Below are 17096 nucleotides of genomic sequence, written 5' to 3'. Positions count from 1 at the left end.
TTTCTGCTGAACCGAAAGGTTCAGCCGTTCTGCACGACGGTCTGGCATTGAAGGCCCAGACCCTCGATCTCGATCTCGATCTGATCGCCACCGCGCAGGTAGGGAAAGCGCCCGGACAACGCAACGCCTTCCGGTGTGCCGGTGAACATCAGGTCGCCGGGCTCTAATGTCATCGCTTGCGACAGATACCAGACGAGGTACGCAACCGAAAAAATCATGTCTTTGGTGTTCGAGTCCTGGCGCGTCTCGCCGTTGACCCGTGAGCTGATGGCAAGCGCGGACGGGTCGATGTCACCGACCACCAATGACGGTCCCAGTGGCCCGAAAGTGGGAAAGCTCTTGCCGATTCCCCATTGGCCGCCGGGATCATCGAACTGCCATTGACGTTCTGAAACGTCGTTGCCGACAGTGTAACCGGCTACATACTCCAAAGCGGTTGCCGCCGAGTCGATCTTCTCGGCGCGCTTGCCGATCACCGCGACGAGTTCAGCCTCCCAATCGCTCATTGCGCTGTCTCGGGGCAGCACCACTTGATCGTCCGGGCCGATGAGGCAGCTCGGATGCTTGAAGAACACGATGGGGATCTCCGGGGGCTCGCTGCCAGATTCGGCGGCATGAGCAGCGTAGTTCTGGCCGATGCACACCACCGCCGATGGCCGCGCGACGGGGGCACCTCTCCGCATTGACGTGGCGTCCGCCAAGGGGCTCAGAGTGCCGTCGTCGATGGCCGCTCGGGTCCGTTCGATGCCCTGGCGCGCCAGGAAACTGCCATCGATGTCGTTGGTGATGGGTCGTAGATCGAGGACGACACCACGGTCGCGTACAGCAGGCTGCTCCTGGCCCGGTGGTCCTAGTCGAAGGAATTCCATGTCATGGCACTTTCTGTGATGTTTCAGCGGCCGCATGTGCATGTCCGCCTTCTTCATGGATGGGCGTGGCGACCGCGCTCAATGAAGCGCCTGTGCCACCCCATACCTTTGCAATCCATTCGGCGGCAATGGATACCGCTGTTTCTTCCGGTGTGCGGGCACCGAGGTCAAGGCCGATGGGCGAACGCAGCCGACTCAGTACCTCAGGGCTGACGCCCTCGTCCGCGAGGCAACGCAGGCGATCCCGGTGTGTGCGCCGGCTCCCCATTGCCCCGATGTAGCCCGCACGTGTGTTGAGCGCCTCCAACAACAGGGGCACATCGAATTTCGGATCGTGGGTGAGCACACATATCGTGGTTCGTTCGTCGACTCGGCACTTCGCAAGATAACGGTGCGGCCACTCGACAACGACTTCGTCGGCATCGGGAAACCGGGCCTTTGTCGCGAATACGGGACGGGCATCACACACGGTGACGTGATAGCCGAGGAACTTTCCGATCCTGGCAACAGCGGAAGCAAAGTCGATGGCGCCGAACACAAGTAATCGCGGCGGCGGTGCGAAGGATTCGACAAAAGTTGTGACGTCATCCATTCGACGCTCACCGTGGCATCCGGTCGTCACCCTGCCGGTGACTCCCCGCTCGAGCATTCCCCGGGCCGCGCTCACCACCGCATCGTGCAGACCGGAAACGGGCAACGCGCCTGCGACCTCGGTCGCAGTGAGCATGACGTTCGCGCCTGCTCCGTCACCGTCGACGATCGTCGCGATCGCGACCGGTTCGTGTGCCTGAACAGCTGCTGTCAGTCGGTCGAGGAAGGAGAACGCCTGCGGGCCCATCGGCTGTACGAACACATCGAGAATCCCGCCGCAGGTGAGCCCGACAGCGAGGGCGTCATCGTCGGACACTCCGTAGCGCACAAGTCTGGGCTGTCCCGTCGCCAGCGCATCCAAGCACTCTTCGTAGACCGCACCCTCGACGCAACCGCCCGAAACACTACCCACGACAACACCGTCGGCATTCACCGCCATTGATGCGCCGGGCTGACGGGGCGCTGAACTCCAGGTACCGACCACGGTGCCCATCGCGAACGCGACGCTCGACGAGTGCCACGTCCCGATTTCGGAAAGAATGTCACGCATCGGCGCCCAACCCGTATACCCGTCGCGCGTTGCCCGCGAATATCGCTGCCTGCTCGGCGGAGGAAAACCCCGACAGCGCGGTCTTCCACGCGCTCACGAGTTCCGGCATCGTGGTCCAGATCTTCTCTACCGGAAAGTTCGTGCCGAACATCGCGCGCTCCGCACCGAACATGGCAATCACCTCACGGGCGACAAATGTGAGCAGGTCCACGTCGACGCAGTGCACGAACGTACCCTGTCCGGTCAGCTTGACGACGACGTTCGGGAACTCGGCCAACCGGCGCATTCCCGCTCGCCATCGTTCGACCTCGTGTGGTTCGCGACCGATGAGCATTCCCGCGTGCACGAGTACGAACGTGACGTCTGGATTCTCGGCCACCAACTCCGCAGCATCAGCCATCTGGTCCGGAAACACCTGCAGTTCGAACAACCACCCAAGCTCGGCGAGCGCGGCGATGTTCTCTCGAAATATCTTGTCCTTCACACAATCTGGCGACGATGCGAATCTGAACTCCTCGCGCTCGTGCCAATGGAGCTGCAATCGCGTGCCACGCAACAGAGGGCTGGCCTCCTTCTGCTGACGCATCACGTCAACCGCCTTGTCCGAGAACAAGTCAGCGGATCCGATCATCGCCATCGGCCATCCACTCATTCGATTCAGCCCGTTGATCCACTCCACTTCCTCGAGAACCTGATCGAGCGGCCAATTGGGCTGCACGTACACCGATGCGCCGATGCCGGCCGAAACCGCGTCTTCGGTGAACTCGGCGATCAGGTAGTCGCGCCGGATCGGCTCGTAGGGACCGAAGATGCGCGGAACCATCGGGCCGGAGAGCCACTCCATGTCGTCGCGCCGCCAGACATGGTGGTGGCAATCGACGATCTCGCCGGAATACTGTTCACGTTCAGACATGCGAATGCTCCCTCGCTGTGCGGGTGCCGGAGCCACCGAGTCCCTCGCTGATCCGGCGGTGAGTGGATTCCAGGTCATCGACTCCGGAGATCATGTCGATGTGCGCGCAGCAGGCAGCCATGCCACGAGTGATCGGACGATATGACGGGTCACAAGCGAGCGGGCTCCACCAGTACAGGCGATGACCGAGCAGTCGCAAACGCGCGACGGATTCGGACATCGGTCGGCAATCGCCCCGCTCGAGTCCGTCCGAAATGATGATCACCACCGCGTCGCGGGCCATGGTGACGAACCGTGCGTTGGAGAGGAACTCGACCAACGAGTCACCGATCCTGGTGCCACCGTCGGCGTCCAGCACCATGGTTGACAGGGCGGCGAGCGCCGAATCGACGTCCGGTGTCTGCAGAGCCTTGGTGACGCGCGTGAGCCGGGTGCCGAAGGTGAATACCTCGCCGCGTTCACAGACATCGACCAGAACGTGCGCGAATCGCAGGTAGTCTGCCGACTGCTGCTTCATCGAACCGGAGACGTCGATCATCAGTAGCACGCGGCGTTCCAGCATCGGCCGGTGTTTCCAGTGCAGCGCAACAACTTCACCATACGTCTGCCGGCATCGCGCGTACGTCCGTCTCAGGTCTACCCACTGGCCACGGTGCCCGGCGCGACGGCGGCGAGCACGGGTCTTCAGCATCGCCGCGGGCAGATCACGCGCAATGCGATCCATGACATCCCTGTCGTGTGCGCTGGTCGCCGCAAAAACGCGCCGGTGGCCAAGTTCTGCTGTGCTGGCTTCGAGCCCCTGATCCCCGTCGGCATCTGACAATTCCGAGTCGTTGCTTCCGCCTGAGCCGGGAGCACGTTGTTCCTCGGGCTCGGGCTCTGGCTCGGGTTCAAGGGCAGGTTCGGGCCCGACAGATAGATCCGACGCAAGGAAGAAGTGCGCGAAGACCGGGTCATAGATCTCGCCGTCACGACGGGAGGTGGTCAGAGTGGCCAGGCCGATCCAGTACAGCTCCCGCTCCGATGTGGGCGCGACCGACTCGATGGCACGCAGGAAATCGAGCTGTTTGGGCGCAGTGACCGACAACCCCGACTCGCGCAACGTCCGGAGAAACCGTGCGAGGTGCTCCTCGATCCAGGAGGCCGGCGCACCGCTGGCCTTCGCCTCCCCCGCCCATGTGCCAGTCATTCGAAACCGAACACCTCGCCCGCATGATCATTGATCAGCGCGAGATCTTCCTCGTGCTTGACCAACAGCCCCAACGACCGTTGCATCGCTTCCAACCAGTCGGACCCGTCCCGCGACAGGATCTGTGATCCTCGGGCCCACGCAATCGATTCGGCAATGCCAGGACGTTTCATCGGACGCAGACCGCGGATGACGTTGACTGAAGCGACCAACTGCTCAGCGCTGCGCGCACCGAGTCCCGGCGCCTGGGCGTCGATGATCGCGCGTTCCCGGTCGGGCTCGGGGAACGGGATCCAGTGGTACAGACAGCGGCGCTTCAGGGCGTCGTGTAACTCTCTGGTCCGGTTCGAGGTGAGTACCACCAGCGGTGATCTTCTTGCCGTCACCGTGCCGATCTCGGGAATGGTCACCTCGAAGCGGTCCAGGAACTCGAGCAGGAAGGCTTCGAACTCGCTGTCCGCCCTGTCGATCTCATCGATCAGCAGAACCGACCGGCGCGGTGTGCGGATCGCTTTGAGAAGTGGTCGTTCCAACAGGAACTCGTCGGTGTAGAGAGTGCCCGCGGTGCGGTGGTCCACCTCTGCGGCCCGCAGGGAAAGGAGCTGTTTCGGGTAGTCCCACTCATAGAGCGCCTGCGAGGCATCGAGCCCCTCATAGCATTGCAGCCGAATCAGATCGGTCCCCAGGATGGATGCCATCGCCCGGGCCACCTCTGTCTTACCCACCCCGGGCTCGCCCTCGAGGAGCAGCGGGCGCTCCAGCACACTCGCCAATCTGATCGCGGTGACAAGTCCTTCATCCGCAAAATAATTCTGATCCCTCAACGACTGTCCGATATCGCCGAAGCCAGGCACCTCGTCCTGGTCGAGATCGTCCGGGGCGGAGGGCATCAGAGAGCCTTCTCCTCGCGGATTCTGTCGAGACCACGAAGCACGGACTCCGGCGTGAACGGCATCGTGGTCAATCGGACACCGCAGGCGTCGAAAATCGCATTCGCGATCGCAGGTATCGGCGCGTTCGCGGTCATCTCGCCGATACCCTTCGCGCCGAACGGCCCTGTCTCGGCCGGCCGTTCGAGGATCACACTGGTTTGAACCGGGGTGTCAGCAGGCCCGGGCATCAGGTACTGGCTGAAATCGACCGGGCCATGTTCGCGCGACGCCGGGTAATAGGGTTCGGTGGATTCGAACAATGCGTGGGACATTCCCATCCAGGCGCCCCCTTCCACCTGCTGAGTGACCATCGCAGGATTCAGCGCACGTCCGATCTCGTAGGCATTGTGCAGCGCCAGCACCTCGACCACACCGGTCTCGTCGTCAACCTCCACCTCGGCGACGGTGCATGCGTGTGCCTGCTCCGAATCCGGGTCCATCTCTCCGGTCTCGGGTACCGGGTAACTCCTCTCCTTGAGGAAGATGCCGCGTCCAGAGATGGTCTTGCCTTGCTTGAAATGAGCCGCGAACGCGATGTCCTGAATGTGGATCTTCTTCTCGGAAGCACCCTTGACCCGAACGTAGCCCGTACCGTCCGTCTCCAGATCGCCTGCATCGACTTCCAGTTCCTCGGCGGCCACCGCCAGCATCACCTCGCGCGCTTCGCGGGCCGCCATGATGACCGCGTTGCCCACCCGGTGGGTTCCGCGACTTGCGAAGGTGCCCATGCAGTGCGGTCCGGTATCGGTGTCCGCGGTGTCGACAATGACGCTGTCATAAGGCATGCCCAGGGTCTCGGCAGCCACTTGCGCGGTGATGGTCTTGAGGCCTTGTCCGAGATCGACCGACGACAGGCTGATGACGAACCCGCCCATGGTCGTGGCGTGGATGAGCGCCTGGGAGGGATCGCCTCCCAGGTTCATCCCGGTGGGGTAATTGACCGAGGCGTACCCGCGCCCCTTGAGGAGTGTCACTGGTGAGTCTCCCTGGGAATCGATGAGGACATGGCTCTGTACTCGGGGGGTAGCTCGTGGTGCACCAGATCGGCGGCACGTTGAATGACCTCGATCAACGCCGTGCCGGAGGCGATCTTTCGATGCGCCTTCATATCGCCGTCCCGGTAGGCATTGATCAAACGGAACTGAAGGGGGTCGATGTTCAGATCCCGCGCAATCCGGTCCATCTGCGACTCGATGGCGAAATCGGCGATGGTGACCCCGAATCCGCGCATCGCGCTCGATGGTGTCCGGTTCGTGTACACGCAATGACAATCGGCGTAGACATTGGGAATCGTGTACGGGCCCGGAAGATGCGCGGCCGCCTTCGTGGTCCCATACGGCGAATGGCGAGAGTAGGCACCGGAATCCACGTAGAGCATGACTTGTCGCGCCATGATGCGGCCGTCGTTCATCACGCCGTCTTTGATGTAGATCCGCTCGGCCGCACGGGTGGATGACACCTGCATCTCTTCCTCACGGGTGTAGACAAACTTCACCGGTCGGTCGAGCAGGGCCGCTGCGATGCAGGCGATCGGCTCGACCATCACGTCGACCTTGCCGCCGAATCCGCCGCCTACCGTGCCGCCCTTGACCTGTAGATCGGTGAACGGCCGTTCCAAGATCAACGCGGTGTTGTCGAGTGTGAAGAACGCAGCCTGCGTGTTCGTATGGATCTGAAGCCGCCCGCCCCCCATCGGGATGACGATGCACCCCGTGGTCTCGGTGGGCGCGTGTTCGATCGGGGCAGAGCTGTAGCGCCACTCGTAGACGCGGTCAGCACCGGCGAAACCTTTCTCCACATCACCCAGGCGAACTCGACGGGCGTGGTGGCCTTCGTAGACGAAATGGTTCGTGCCGCTCTTCTTGATGATCGGCGCGTCATCGGACAGGGCCTCCTCGACGTCGAGCACAGCCGGCAGATCTGTGTAGGCGACCTCAACCTGTGCGGCGCCTTCGATCGCTGCCGCTTCCGAATCGGCCACGACCGCAACGATCGGTTCGCCGACGTAGAGAACACGGTCCTCGGCGAGCACCGGCTCATCGTTGGGCTCCACACCGATGAGCCTCAGCACGGTGTACCAGTTCGCCGGCACGTCTCGATGGGTGAGCACCCGTTGGACACCGGGAACCGCGAGAGCCCTTGATACGTCCACGTTGTCGACCAATGCATGGTGGCGTGACGATCGATGGATCTTGACGAATGCCATGTCTGGCAGCCTCATGTCCTCGAAGAAGACAGTTTTGCCCGTCACGTGACCGCGCGCGTCCGAACGTTGCACCGTCGTACCGATCACGGTGAAATCGTCCCGGTGCCCATTGCTGAAGTAGGTGGCGTCGATGGGATTGACCCGGGGCATCAGGCCGTCACCTCGACTCCGGCTGCGCGGTTCTCGGACACTGGCGCGGCGCCGTTCTGCCTATGTTTGGCCGCCGCCTCCAGGATTGCCGACACTATCGGCTCATACCCGGTGCAGCGACAGACGTTTCCGCTGATCGCCTCGATGACCTCGGCGGATGTTGGGTCGTCGGTGCGTTCCAGCAGGGCCGTGGCCGAGAGGATCATGCCCGGTGTACAGAATCCGCACTGGGTGGCGAATCCGTCCAGGAACGCCTGCTGGACATCGCTCAGTTCACCGTCCTTGGCTATTCCCTCGATGGTCTGCACCGCGGCTCCGTCCACCGTCACCGCGGGTACGAGACATGCCACCACGGGCTCGCCGTCGAGCAGCACGGTGCATGAGCCGCACGCGCCCTGCGCACATCCTCGTTTGGCGCCCATCAACCCCAACGAATCACGAATCCCGTTGAGAAGTGTGGTCTCTGGTTGCGCGATCATTGTCTTTCGTGTGCCGTTCACCGTGAGGTTCACGATCTGTGCGGTCATGGGCGTTGCTCCTTCGTGATACTCAGACGCCGAGCAACGCCCGGCGTAGGTGAACGGGAAACACCCGGCGGCGATACCACGCGGATGCGTACGCGTCGTCAGCCGGATCGAGATCGTCGAGGCCTTCGCGGCAGGCGGTTTCCACGGAGTCTGCATCGAGCCGCCTGCCGCGTAGGGCCCCCTCGACTGCATGGGCACGGATGACGCGTGGCGCAAGCCCGCCCAGCGCCACCCTGATTGCGGCAATGCGCTGATCTTCGAGCTCGATGGTCGCCGCGATCGTCGCCACAGAGCCCGAGTTCAGCCTGCGCCGCGCTGCTTTCAGGTACCGGAAGCTGCTCCCCTGCGGTCGGCGGAACCGTATCTGCGTGATGAGCGCGTGGTCGTGGTCGTCGGCGAGGAAGTTCTCCAGCGAACCGGTGCGGAAACCATCGCGGTCGGCGAAGTCGAGTTCGGCATCCAGTGCGAGTAGCGCGACAGCGAGGTCACCGTACGGCTGTGGAGCGAACAGGTTGCCCGCGACCGTGGCGAGACTCCGAACGGGCGGTGCCGCGATCGTCCGCACCACTTGGTGCAGGACCGACAGGTCCGGATTGCGTTCTATCGCTGAGAGAGTCACCGCGGCTCCCAGCGCGACGGTCTGACCGTCGATTCGCACCGAATCCAGGCCGGCGTGACGCAAACTCACCAACTCGGTGGGCGGAGATGCGTGGTCATTGAGGCGAGGCATGAGTGAGGTGCCCCCTCCCAGAGGCAACCCGCCGGCCATCACGAGCCCAGCAGCCGACTCGGGGTTCTCGGGCACGTGGATACCGGTGAGCATGTCCCTCCAATTATCGATATCGATAATCTAAACTAAGCCTGATTGACTAAATCCGTCAAGCGGCACGAAACTTATAGGCGCATATCGAGAGATGACCTAACGAAAGGGGCGAAGTGCCAGCAGATGACCGACCATCTGCCCGACAGCTGGCGGCACGGTCGCCCAAACCCACACTGAGCGAGAAGATTCGAGATGGGCTACTCGAACGCATAGTGTCGGGCGACTTGAGCAGCGGCGAACGACTGGTCGAAACACAGATTGCCCTGGACTTCGGGACCAGCCAGGCCCCTGTCCGTGAAGCTCTGCGAGAACTCGAAGGGCTGGGCCTGATCGAGAACCGACCGAGGCGCGGGAAGACCGTTATCCCCTTCGTCGAACAGACCATTCGCGAGGCATACGTGGTGCGAGCCGCGCTGGAGGAGACGGCGACACGCTTGGCGATGCTGTCCGGCGACCTGCCCCTCGCTGAGTTGGACGCCGACGTCGAGGACATGTACCGAAGCGCCGAAGCCGGCGATCCGCACGCAATAGGGTTGGCCAGCACGCGATTCCACCGACGTGTCGTGACAGCCAGCTCGAATCTCCTGTTGACACGTGCCTGGGAAGCTCTCCAAATCGAAGCACGCACGGCAATCGCTCTCATGGTCATCCATCCCGAGTTGCAGCATGTCGCTGACGAACACGCAGAGTTGGTTGCGGTCATGCGAGCCGGCGACATCGAAGCGGCGTGCCTGCACGCACGGAATCATCAATGGAATTACGCCGAACTCCCGGCCCGACCCCCGCGGCCCGGCGTCAGCTGAAGCCGATACTCAGATAGCGGTCGACGTTGTCTTTTGTGACCACAGCTGAGTACGTCGTCAGGGAGGCAGGGACGTCCAGTTCGGCGAGGTCGTTGAGCGGCCGTCCCTGTGCGACCAGACGCGCCAGGGAGATCGCAGACGCGGCCATGACGGGGCTGTACAACACGGTCGCTTCGACAGGCCCGGTCCCGGCCTTGATCATCTCCATCACGTGCTTGGATCCGGCGCAGCCCACCATGAAGAACTCGTCCCGGTTGGCCTGCTTTATGGCGGCCTCCACGCCGATTCCCTGGTCGTCGTCCTGGTTCCAGATGGCGTCGATTTTTCCGTGCGCCTGGAGCAGTTGGGCCGCCACTTTCTGGCCCGTGGCGGCGGTGAAGTCGCCTGCCTGCCGGTCGGTCACGGTGAGGCCGTGATCGGCAAGGGCTGCCTTGAATCCGGCGCTGCGTTGTTGCGTCAGCTCCAGGTTGTCGAGACCGGCAATCTCGAGGATCACCGGATTGACCACGTCTTTCAGCCGGGCGGCAATGTAGTTTCCGGCGTTGGCACCGGCGCCGTAATTGTCACCACCCACCCATGTTCGATACGACAAGGGTGAGGAGAGGACACGATCCAGGTTGATGACGGGAATTCCGGCGGCCATCGCTTTACCGGCAACCTCTGTCAGCGCTTTGCCGTCGAATGGCAGGATGACGATGGCATCGACCTTCTTGTTGATCATGCTCTGCACGGCGGCAATCTGGATCGCCACGTCGTTGGTGCCCTCAGTCGCTGTCAGCGTCACGTCCTTGTAGCTGTCCGCCTGTGCTTTCGCGTTGGCTGTGATTGCCGCAATGAATCCGTGATCTGCTGCCGGGGCCGAGAATCCGATTGTCACGTCCTTCCCCGGCTCACTGTTGCTGCCCTCGGAATCCATGGAAGTCGACGCCGGCGCTGTCGAGTTGCTGGTGCACGCCGCCACTACCGCGCTGGCACCGACAGCCGACATGCCGACCAGCATGCGCCGCCTGCCCAAACCTGACACAAGGTCTCCTTCGTTGCGGTGCTTCACGCTCGTCCTCTCTCTGGATGAATTCTGTTTGGAGCAGTGCGTACTACCGTTTGGCTTTCTGCGTCCGCCGTTGGAAAAGCACGGCCGCCACGATGATTGCGCCCTTGGCGATCTTCTGGATCGGCGAGTCGAGACCGTTGAGAATGAACAGATCGGTGATCGTCGTGAAGACGAGCACGCCGAGCACAGTGCCGACGATGGTGCCCCGGCCGCCGGAGAGAAGTGTTCCACCGACGATGATCGCAGCGATTGCGTCGAGCTCATACAGGCTGCCCAAGGTGCTTGCGCCGGTATTCGTCTGGGCCACCACCATGATCGCTGCGATACCGACACAGAACCCGCTGAGCACATACAGCAGCAGCGTGTGCCGCTGGACATTGATGCCGGCCAGTCGAGCGGCTTCGGCATTGCTTCCGACCGCGACAGTCCGCGCGCCGAAATTTGTGCGATTCAACAGTATCCAACCCAGATCCGCGACGATGGCGAAGATGTAGACAAGAACGGGAAGTCCGAACAACCGGTGGAACAGGACATCCGAGAGCGCGGGCTGGGACAGCAACTGCGATTGACGGTTGGAGATCAGCTCGGCCAGGCCTTGAGCACCCACCAGCATCGCAAGGGTCACGATGAACGGGACCAACCCGCCGTATGCGATCAGCACCCCGTTGACCAATCCGCAGACTGTCCCGACGATCAGCGATGTCATCACCATCACCCATGGCCCGTATGCCTGGGTGGCGACGGTGGTCGCCCACACCGATGCCAGGCCCAGGACAGAACCCACAGAAAGGTCGATCCCGCCGCCGATGATCACAAACGTCGCACCCACGCTGACCACGCCGATGACGCTGGCCAGAGTCAAGATCGTGACCACGTTGCTGAACTGGAGGAACTCCGTGCTGGTTACCGAACCCACCACGAACAGGGCGACCAGGACGACGAGCAATCCGATGTTGCGATCTGCCCTCACGACATTCAGCCATTGCGGGCCCGAAGGTGACTTCTTCGATGAGTGGTCTCCACGAGAAGGGCTGGGCGTTCCGCCTTCGACATCGGGCTGTAGCTCCACCGGACCGGTCACAGTGCTGCCTCCTTGATCTCCACGGTTGCGCTGCCTTCCATGACCATGTCGAGGACGTGTTGTTCGGTGAGTTCCTCTGCTGCGGATTCGGCGAGGACACGCCCTTCCCGAACGACGACGACCCGATCGGCGAGCCCCAGCACTTCCGGAACTTCACTTGATACGACGACGATTGCCATTCCTGAGCGTGCGAGTTCCCGGACCATCGCGTAGATCTCGGCCCGGGCACCGACGTCCACTCCCCTGGTCGGTTCGTCGAGCAGAAGGACCTTGCAACCAAAGATGAGCCAGCGCGCAAGGACCACCTTCTGTTGGTTGCCACCAGAGAGATTTCGCGCGGCGGCGGCAGGGTTGAGCGGTCGCAGATCTAGCTGCGAGCCGAGCTCGTGCGCGCGGGTGACTTCCTTCCGGCGATCGAGCCAGCCGCCTCGGGAGAACTTCTTCAAAGAGGAGATGGACATGTTGCGGGCGATCGACTCACCCAACAGCAATGCCTGACTCTTGCGTTCCTCGGGCGCGAGACCGATTCCGAGTTGCATGGCGCGGCGGACACTTCCCGCCCTGACGGCCGTGCCCGAGACACTCACTGATCCGCTTGTCGCGCGCCGGGCACCGAAAATCGTCTCGAGGATCTCAGATCGTCCGGATCCCACCAGCCCTGCGATGCCGACCACCTCACCTGCCCTGACAGAGAAGGTGACATCCTCGAATTCTCCAGCACGGCAGAGGTTTCGAACATCCAGCACGACTTCGCCACGACACTGTGCGTCCAGTCGGGCAGGAAAAGTCGTTTCGAGGGTCTTGCCGGACATCAGCGAAACGACGGTGTCGGTTGTGGTTTTCTGGGCATCGAGGCCCGCCGCTACTGTACGTCCGTCCTTGAGAACCGTTATCCGGTCTCCGATCTCACGGATTTCCTCAAGACGATGTGAGATGTAGACGACTGCCACACCCGCCGCGGTGACCTCGCGGATGATCCGGAAAAGATTGACGACCTCGTCGTGTGACAGCACAGCCGACGGCTCGTCCATCACGATGATGCGCGCTTCGCGGGAGAGCGCACGCGCCATGCTGACAATCTGCTTACCGGCCGGGGAAAGGTGCTCGACCAGCTGGCCCGGCGAGATCTCGCTGTGTCCCAGACGTGCGAGGAGCGCGGCGGTCGCGGTGCGCGCATCCGACCGCCGGGTGAATCCCCATGACGACTTTTCGTGACCGAGAAACACGTTCGCCGCAACGGAGAGGTGGTCGACGAGATCGAGTTCCTGGTACATCGTTGCTATCCCCGAAACCATGGCCGCCGTGGGGCTGTCGAACTCCACGTCCCGCCCGGAAACCGAGATGCGGCCTTCGTCCGGTCGATGTACGCCGGCAAGGACCTTGATCAACGTGGATTTTCCTGCCCCGTTCTGCCCGAGTAGGCAGTGCACCTCGCCGGCCTCGACTTCCAATCCCACCTGCGATAGCGCACGAACGCCAGGAAAAGACTTGCTGATGGCCTGCATCTCCAAGACCACTTCCGCCACTGCGGGCCCTCTCGTTGCACTATCGATATCGATAATTGAACCTACGGGTGTGAGCTCCACCGCGTCAAGCACAATTTGTGAGCACCGTCACTTTTATCCGGCGCTGTCAGAATGCCTCAGTCCACCGCGCTTGTCGCGCCGGCCGCACGGCAGCGCATCCGGAACCGCGGCACCCGTCACGACGAACGCCCCGCAGCAAACATCGTCTCCCCCAGCGGGCGAGCGACCGGCAAGAAGTTCAGAACTGTTCAGTCGCAGACATTTTCGGTCTGCCGCACCCATACAACGAAGATTGGGTACGCTGACGACGTCATTAGAGGCGCCTCACCCTGACGGAGTTTCCGTGCCCTATTTCGTACTCATCGAACAGCCGCGATGACCACCGTCCGAATCGCCATAGTCGGAACCGGCATGATCGCCGCGGTACATCTGCGCTCCGCTCGCAACTCGGGTGCCAACGTCATCGGTGTCCTCGGTTCCAGCCCGGAGCGGTCCACTGCCGTCGCCTCGCAGTGGTCCGTACCCAACGGCTATGCCGACCTGGACGCGCTTCTTGTCGACCGCCCCGACGTCGTACACATCTGCACACCCAACAACACCCATGCCTCCTACGCGGAAGCGGTGATCACGGCGGGAATCCACGTGATCATCGAGAAACCGGTGGCGACCACCGTCGACGCCGCCGCTCGACTGGTGGACGTCGCGCAGTCCGCGGGCGTCATCGCCACCGTGCCGTACGTCTATCGATACCATCCGTTGGTCCGCGAAATCCGAGCCCGCCGCATCGCCGGTGAACTGGGCGATATCGCGCTCGTTCACGGCTCCTATCTGCAGGACTGGCTGCTGTCTCCGCGTGCCTCCACGTGGCGGGTCGATCCCGCCGCCGGAGGTGCCTCCCGCGCGTTCGCCGACATCGGCACGCACTGGTGCGACCTGACTGAATTCGTGTCGGGAGAGACGTTCACCTCGGTGAGTGCCAGCACGACCATCACCTACCCGGAACGGCCCGCGGGTTCGATGGTCTCGTTCGGTGGCCAGAGCACAGGAGATCTGGCGCCGGTGCATACAGAAGACATCGCCGTCGCCACGTTCCGCACTGCGCGCGGAATCACCGCCAACACCGTCATCTCCCAGGTGTCCGCCGGCAGGAAAAACCGGCTCTGGCTCGAAGTCGACGGCACCCGGAAATCAGCGGTGTTCGACCAGGAGAACCCCGAAAGCATCTGGCTCGGAACCGAACACGGCACGCTGAAGCTCCACCGGGGCGAAGCCGATCCGGCTCCGGACCAGGCCCGCCTCAACCGCACCCCGCCGGGGCACGCCCAGGGCTGGACCGATGCATTCGATGCCTTTGTCGCCGATACCTATGCCACCATCGACGGCGCACGGCCCGACGGGTTACCCACTCTCGCCGACGGGATGCGGTCGACACGGATCGTCGAGGCAGTATTGGACTCTGCCGCCAGCGGACAATGGAGCAACGTATGACCGAATCCAGCCACCCTGTCACCCTTTTCACCGGCCAATGGGCCGACCTACCGTTTGACAAGGTCGCCGAGCTGGCCGCCGAATGGGGTTACGACGGATTGGAGATCGCCGCATCCGGTGACCACCTCGATCTGGAACGCGCCGACACTGACGCGGCCTATCTGCAATCGCGAATGGACATTCTCGACAGCCATGGGCTGAAGGTGTTCGCCATCTCCAATCACCTCACCGGCCAAGCGGTCTGCGACGACCCGATCGACTTCCGCCACCAAGCCATCGTGCGGCGCTCGACGTGGGGGGACGGCGAACCGGAGGGAGTGCGGCGACGCGCGGCCGAAGACATGAAACGAGCTGCACGCGTTGCGCGCAAACTCGGGGTCGATGTCGTGGTGGGTTTCACCGGGTCCAAGGTGTGGCCCTACGTCGCGATGTTTCCGCCGGTACCCGCAGCCGTCATCGACGCGGGCTACGAAGATTTCGCCGCACGATGGAACCCGATCCTCGATGTATTCGACTCGGAAGGGGTGCGATTCGCCCACGAGGTGCATCCCGGAGAAATCGCCTATGACTACTGGACCAGCGTGCGCACCCTGGAGGCAATCGACCACCGTGCCGCCTTCGGATTCAACTGGGATCCGTCGCACATGATGTGGCAGAACATTGATCCTGTCGGCTTCATCTGGGACTTCCAAGACCGCATCTACCACGTGGACTGTAAGGACACCCGGCTGCGCCCGGCCAACGGCCGCGCCGGCGTTCTCGGCTCTCACCTACCGTGGGGCGATCCACGCCGCGGATGGGATTTCGTCTCCACCGGGCACGGCGACGTTCCATGGGAAGACGCCTTCCGCGCCCTCAATGCCATTGGTTACCGGGGACCTATCTCGGTCGAATGGGAGGACGCAGGTATGGATCGACTGCACGGGGCCGCTGAAGCCGCCACCTACGTTCGCTCACTGCTGTGGGACCAGCCCCAGACCAGCTTCGACTCTGCCTTTTCGAACCAGTAGGGGCCTTTTCGAACCAGTAGCGTTCTGGAAAGGCCGATCGGCGGGCAGGCGCACACGCTCCGGTCCCCCGGCCGGCGCGTTCCCCCTTGGGCTAGCTGCCCGCCGATACGGCTGTCACTGTGCATCCTTCACAGTCAAGCGGTCCGCGCATCACGCGATCCGTACCCGCCCCCGCTTGCCCGATTAAAGCGCCGATGCACGGGCTCGGTACAACGTTTCGACTGACGCCGAAACGTTCGCCCGTCGGTACTGTCGCCGTTCTCCGACGTACCCCACAAACAGGGCTTATGGTGATCGCGTGCTCTTCGAAACGTTGGGCAGCGGACTGTAGGGCAGTTGGTTGCGGCTCATATTCACCGCCGACGACTTTGCGTCGACGCGGTTTCTGCCTTCGCCCGCTCCCCTGTTGGAGATGAAGTTCGCGGCACGGGCGCTGCGGCAGGGTATCCGCACGCCGTGGGGCCAGCGGTGGCGTTGTCGTGCGCTTGCGGCATTTCCCCTGTCGGCACCGTCCGGACGCGCGGTGGTGGGCCACTTCTCGTGGTCATTGTCGCCGACGGTGCTGGGAGACGACTTCGACGAGGGCATGCGGTCCATCGAAGGACTGGGCCCGCGGCAGGCGAATGCCGAGCTTGCCGTCTTCCGACGCGGCCCCACTGAGGGCGACGGTGCCCCCCACTATCTGCGACACGCCATCAGCGGGAATCGTGAGGCGATGCTGGCGTTGGGTCGTGCGACCACGAGGGCGTATGCGGCGGTACTGGAACCGTATTGGCCGGAGATCCAGGCGAACCACCGGATCGAGCTGGCCCGTCAGGGGCGCGTCATGGCACACCTCGGCGTGCGCGCCATGCTCAGCACGGTGATCCCCGGCGCGCGGTGGGAGGGAGATTGCCTGGAGATCGACAGCCCACAACGCCACACCGTCGCATTACGCGGGCGGGGCCTGGTGCTGACACCCGCCGTATTCTGGGCCGAGTCGCCGCTCGTCGGGGAGCTTGGCGACCAACCGGTCATCCTGGCTTACCCCACGTCCACCGATCTGACCATCCGGATCGGCACCGAATCCGACTCGCTCGCAGCGATTCTCGGGCCAACCCGGGCGGCTGTGCTGCGGATGCTGACCGGTGAGCACACCACCGGCGACATCGCCCGAAACCTCGGTATCAGCCCCGCGTCTGCGTCCGAACATGCGTCAGCGCTGCGACAGGCGCGGTTGACACACAGCCGTCGCGACGGCAAAGCGGTCATTCACCACGCGACCGAGCTGGGTGTGGACCTGATCGACGCCAACCGCTGAACATAGCCCTACTAACCAAGGATCCACCGGGGTGGCGACCAGGCTCGTCTCGATGATCGGGGCATGGCATTCAGCTAGATTGGTCGC

16 protein-coding genes are annotated in these 17096 nt (G+C 63.0%); 4 read left to right on the top strand and 12 right to left on the bottom strand.

What is annotated here, in order from left to right; all coding sequences use genetic code 11:
* Window positions 1-20: 20 nt before the first annotated feature.
* The 9 genes from M1247_RS14685 to M1247_RS14645 are packed head-to-tail and all read right to left on the bottom strand — an operon-like array spanning window position 21 to window position 8750.
* Entirely contained in the window at window positions 21-926 is a 906-nt protein-coding gene (locus M1247_RS14685; RefSeq protein ID WP_317157086.1) for a fumarylacetoacetate hydrolase family protein, read from the bottom strand.
* Window positions 871-2010 carry an XdhC family protein gene (locus M1247_RS14680; RefSeq protein WP_317157085.1) on the bottom strand — a complete coding sequence of 380 codons (1140 nt, stop codon included), beginning with the start codon at window positions 2008-2010 and terminating at the stop codon, window positions 871-873. Before M1247_RS14680 ends, M1247_RS14685 begins: the two co-directional genes overlap by 56 nt.
* Window positions 2003-2923 carry an amidohydrolase family protein gene (locus M1247_RS14675; RefSeq protein ID WP_317157084.1) on the bottom strand — a complete coding sequence of 307 codons (921 nt, stop codon included), beginning with the start codon at window positions 2921-2923 and terminating at the stop codon, window positions 2003-2005. Before M1247_RS14675 ends, M1247_RS14680 begins: the two co-directional genes overlap by 8 nt.
* Entirely contained in the window at window positions 2916-4112 is a 1197-nt protein-coding gene (locus M1247_RS14670; RefSeq protein WP_317157083.1) for a vWA domain-containing protein, read from the bottom strand. The genes M1247_RS14675 and M1247_RS14670 overlap by 8 nt, the downstream gene beginning before the upstream one ends.
* Complete coding sequence (locus tag M1247_RS14665; RefSeq protein WP_317157082.1) at window positions 4109-5002, bottom strand: AAA family ATPase; 894 nt, start codon at window positions 5000-5002, stop codon at window positions 4109-4111. The genes M1247_RS14670 and M1247_RS14665 overlap by 4 nt, the downstream gene beginning before the upstream one ends.
* Window positions 5002-6018: a xanthine dehydrogenase family protein molybdopterin-binding subunit gene (locus M1247_RS14660; protein ID WP_317157081.1), complete on the bottom strand. Its 1017-nt coding sequence runs from the start codon at window positions 6016-6018 to the stop codon at window positions 5002-5004. The genes M1247_RS14665 and M1247_RS14660 overlap by 1 nt, the downstream gene beginning before the upstream one ends.
* Window positions 6015-7400 (bottom strand): xanthine dehydrogenase family protein molybdopterin-binding subunit, encoded by a 1386-nt coding sequence (locus M1247_RS14655; RefSeq protein ID WP_317157080.1) that lies wholly within the window; start codon window positions 7398-7400, stop codon window positions 6015-6017. Before M1247_RS14655 ends, M1247_RS14660 begins: the two co-directional genes overlap by 4 nt.
* Complete coding sequence (locus M1247_RS14650) at window positions 7400-7927, bottom strand: (2Fe-2S)-binding protein (RefSeq protein ID WP_317157079.1); 528 nt, start codon at window positions 7925-7927, stop codon at window positions 7400-7402. The genes M1247_RS14655 and M1247_RS14650 overlap by 1 nt, the downstream gene beginning before the upstream one ends.
* A gap of 22 nt (window positions 7928-7949) precedes the next feature.
* The gene (locus M1247_RS14645) at window positions 7950-8750 is read right to left on the bottom strand and encodes an FAD binding domain-containing protein (protein WP_317157078.1); all 801 of its coding nucleotides are present in this window, start codon (window positions 8748-8750) and stop codon (window positions 7950-7952) included.
* 113 nt (window positions 8751-8863) lie between these two features.
* On the opposite strand from M1247_RS14645, the gene M1247_RS14640 reads away from it, so the two are divergent.
* Window positions 8864-9553: a GntR family transcriptional regulator gene (locus M1247_RS14640; RefSeq protein WP_317157077.1), complete on the top strand. Its 690-nt coding sequence runs from the start codon at window positions 8864-8866 to the stop codon at window positions 9551-9553.
* On the opposite strand, the gene M1247_RS14635 is transcribed toward M1247_RS14640, so the two are convergent.
* The 3 genes from M1247_RS14635 to M1247_RS14625 all read right to left on the bottom strand — a co-directional run bounded on the left by M1247_RS14635 (window position 9546) and on the right by M1247_RS14625 (window position 13211).
* Window positions 9546-10577 carry a substrate-binding domain-containing protein gene (locus M1247_RS14635; protein ID WP_317157076.1) on the bottom strand — a complete coding sequence of 344 codons (1032 nt, stop codon included), beginning with the start codon at window positions 10575-10577 and terminating at the stop codon, window positions 9546-9548. The two genes, M1247_RS14640 and M1247_RS14635, sit on opposite strands and share 8 nt — an antisense overlap.
* A 70-nt stretch (window positions 10578-10647) precedes the next feature.
* Window positions 10648-11574: an ABC transporter permease gene (locus tag M1247_RS14630; RefSeq protein WP_317157075.1), complete on the bottom strand. Its 927-nt coding sequence runs from the start codon at window positions 11572-11574 to the stop codon at window positions 10648-10650.
* Between the two features lie 107 nt (window positions 11575-11681).
* Window positions 11682-13211, bottom strand: a complete 1530-nt coding sequence (locus M1247_RS14625) for a sugar ABC transporter ATP-binding protein (RefSeq protein WP_317157074.1) — start codon at window positions 13209-13211, stop codon at window positions 11682-11684.
* Window positions 13212-13586: 375 nt separating this feature from the next.
* Between M1247_RS14625 and M1247_RS14620 the strand changes: the two genes are divergently transcribed.
* The 3 genes from M1247_RS14620 to M1247_RS14610 all read left to right on the top strand — a co-directional run bounded on the left by M1247_RS14620 (window position 13587) and on the right by M1247_RS14610 (window position 17009).
* The gene (locus M1247_RS14620) at window positions 13587-14699 is read left to right on the top strand and encodes a Gfo/Idh/MocA family protein (protein ID WP_317157073.1); all 1113 of its coding nucleotides are present in this window, start codon (window positions 13587-13589) and stop codon (window positions 14697-14699) included.
* On the top strand, window positions 14696-15709 hold the full coding sequence (locus M1247_RS14615; RefSeq protein ID WP_317157072.1) for a sugar phosphate isomerase/epimerase family protein: 1014 nt from the start codon (window positions 14696-14698) through the stop codon (window positions 15707-15709). Before M1247_RS14620 ends, M1247_RS14615 begins: the two co-directional genes overlap by 4 nt.
* A gap of 412 nt (window positions 15710-16121) precedes the next feature.
* Window positions 16122-17009 carry an ArsR/SmtB family transcription factor gene (locus tag M1247_RS14610; RefSeq protein WP_317157071.1) on the top strand — a complete coding sequence of 296 codons (888 nt, stop codon included), beginning with the start codon at window positions 16122-16124 and terminating at the stop codon, window positions 17007-17009.
* The last annotated feature ends 87 nt before the right edge of the window (window positions 17010-17096 follow it).

It is taken from the genome of Mycobacterium appelbergii, from assembly GCF_032883035.1.
GTDB lineage: Bacteria > Actinomycetota > Actinomycetes > Mycobacteriales > Mycobacteriaceae > Mycobacterium > Mycobacterium appelbergii.
Note: the sequence above shows the minus strand (reverse complement) of the source record. Positions and strands in the feature narration are given on the sequence as shown.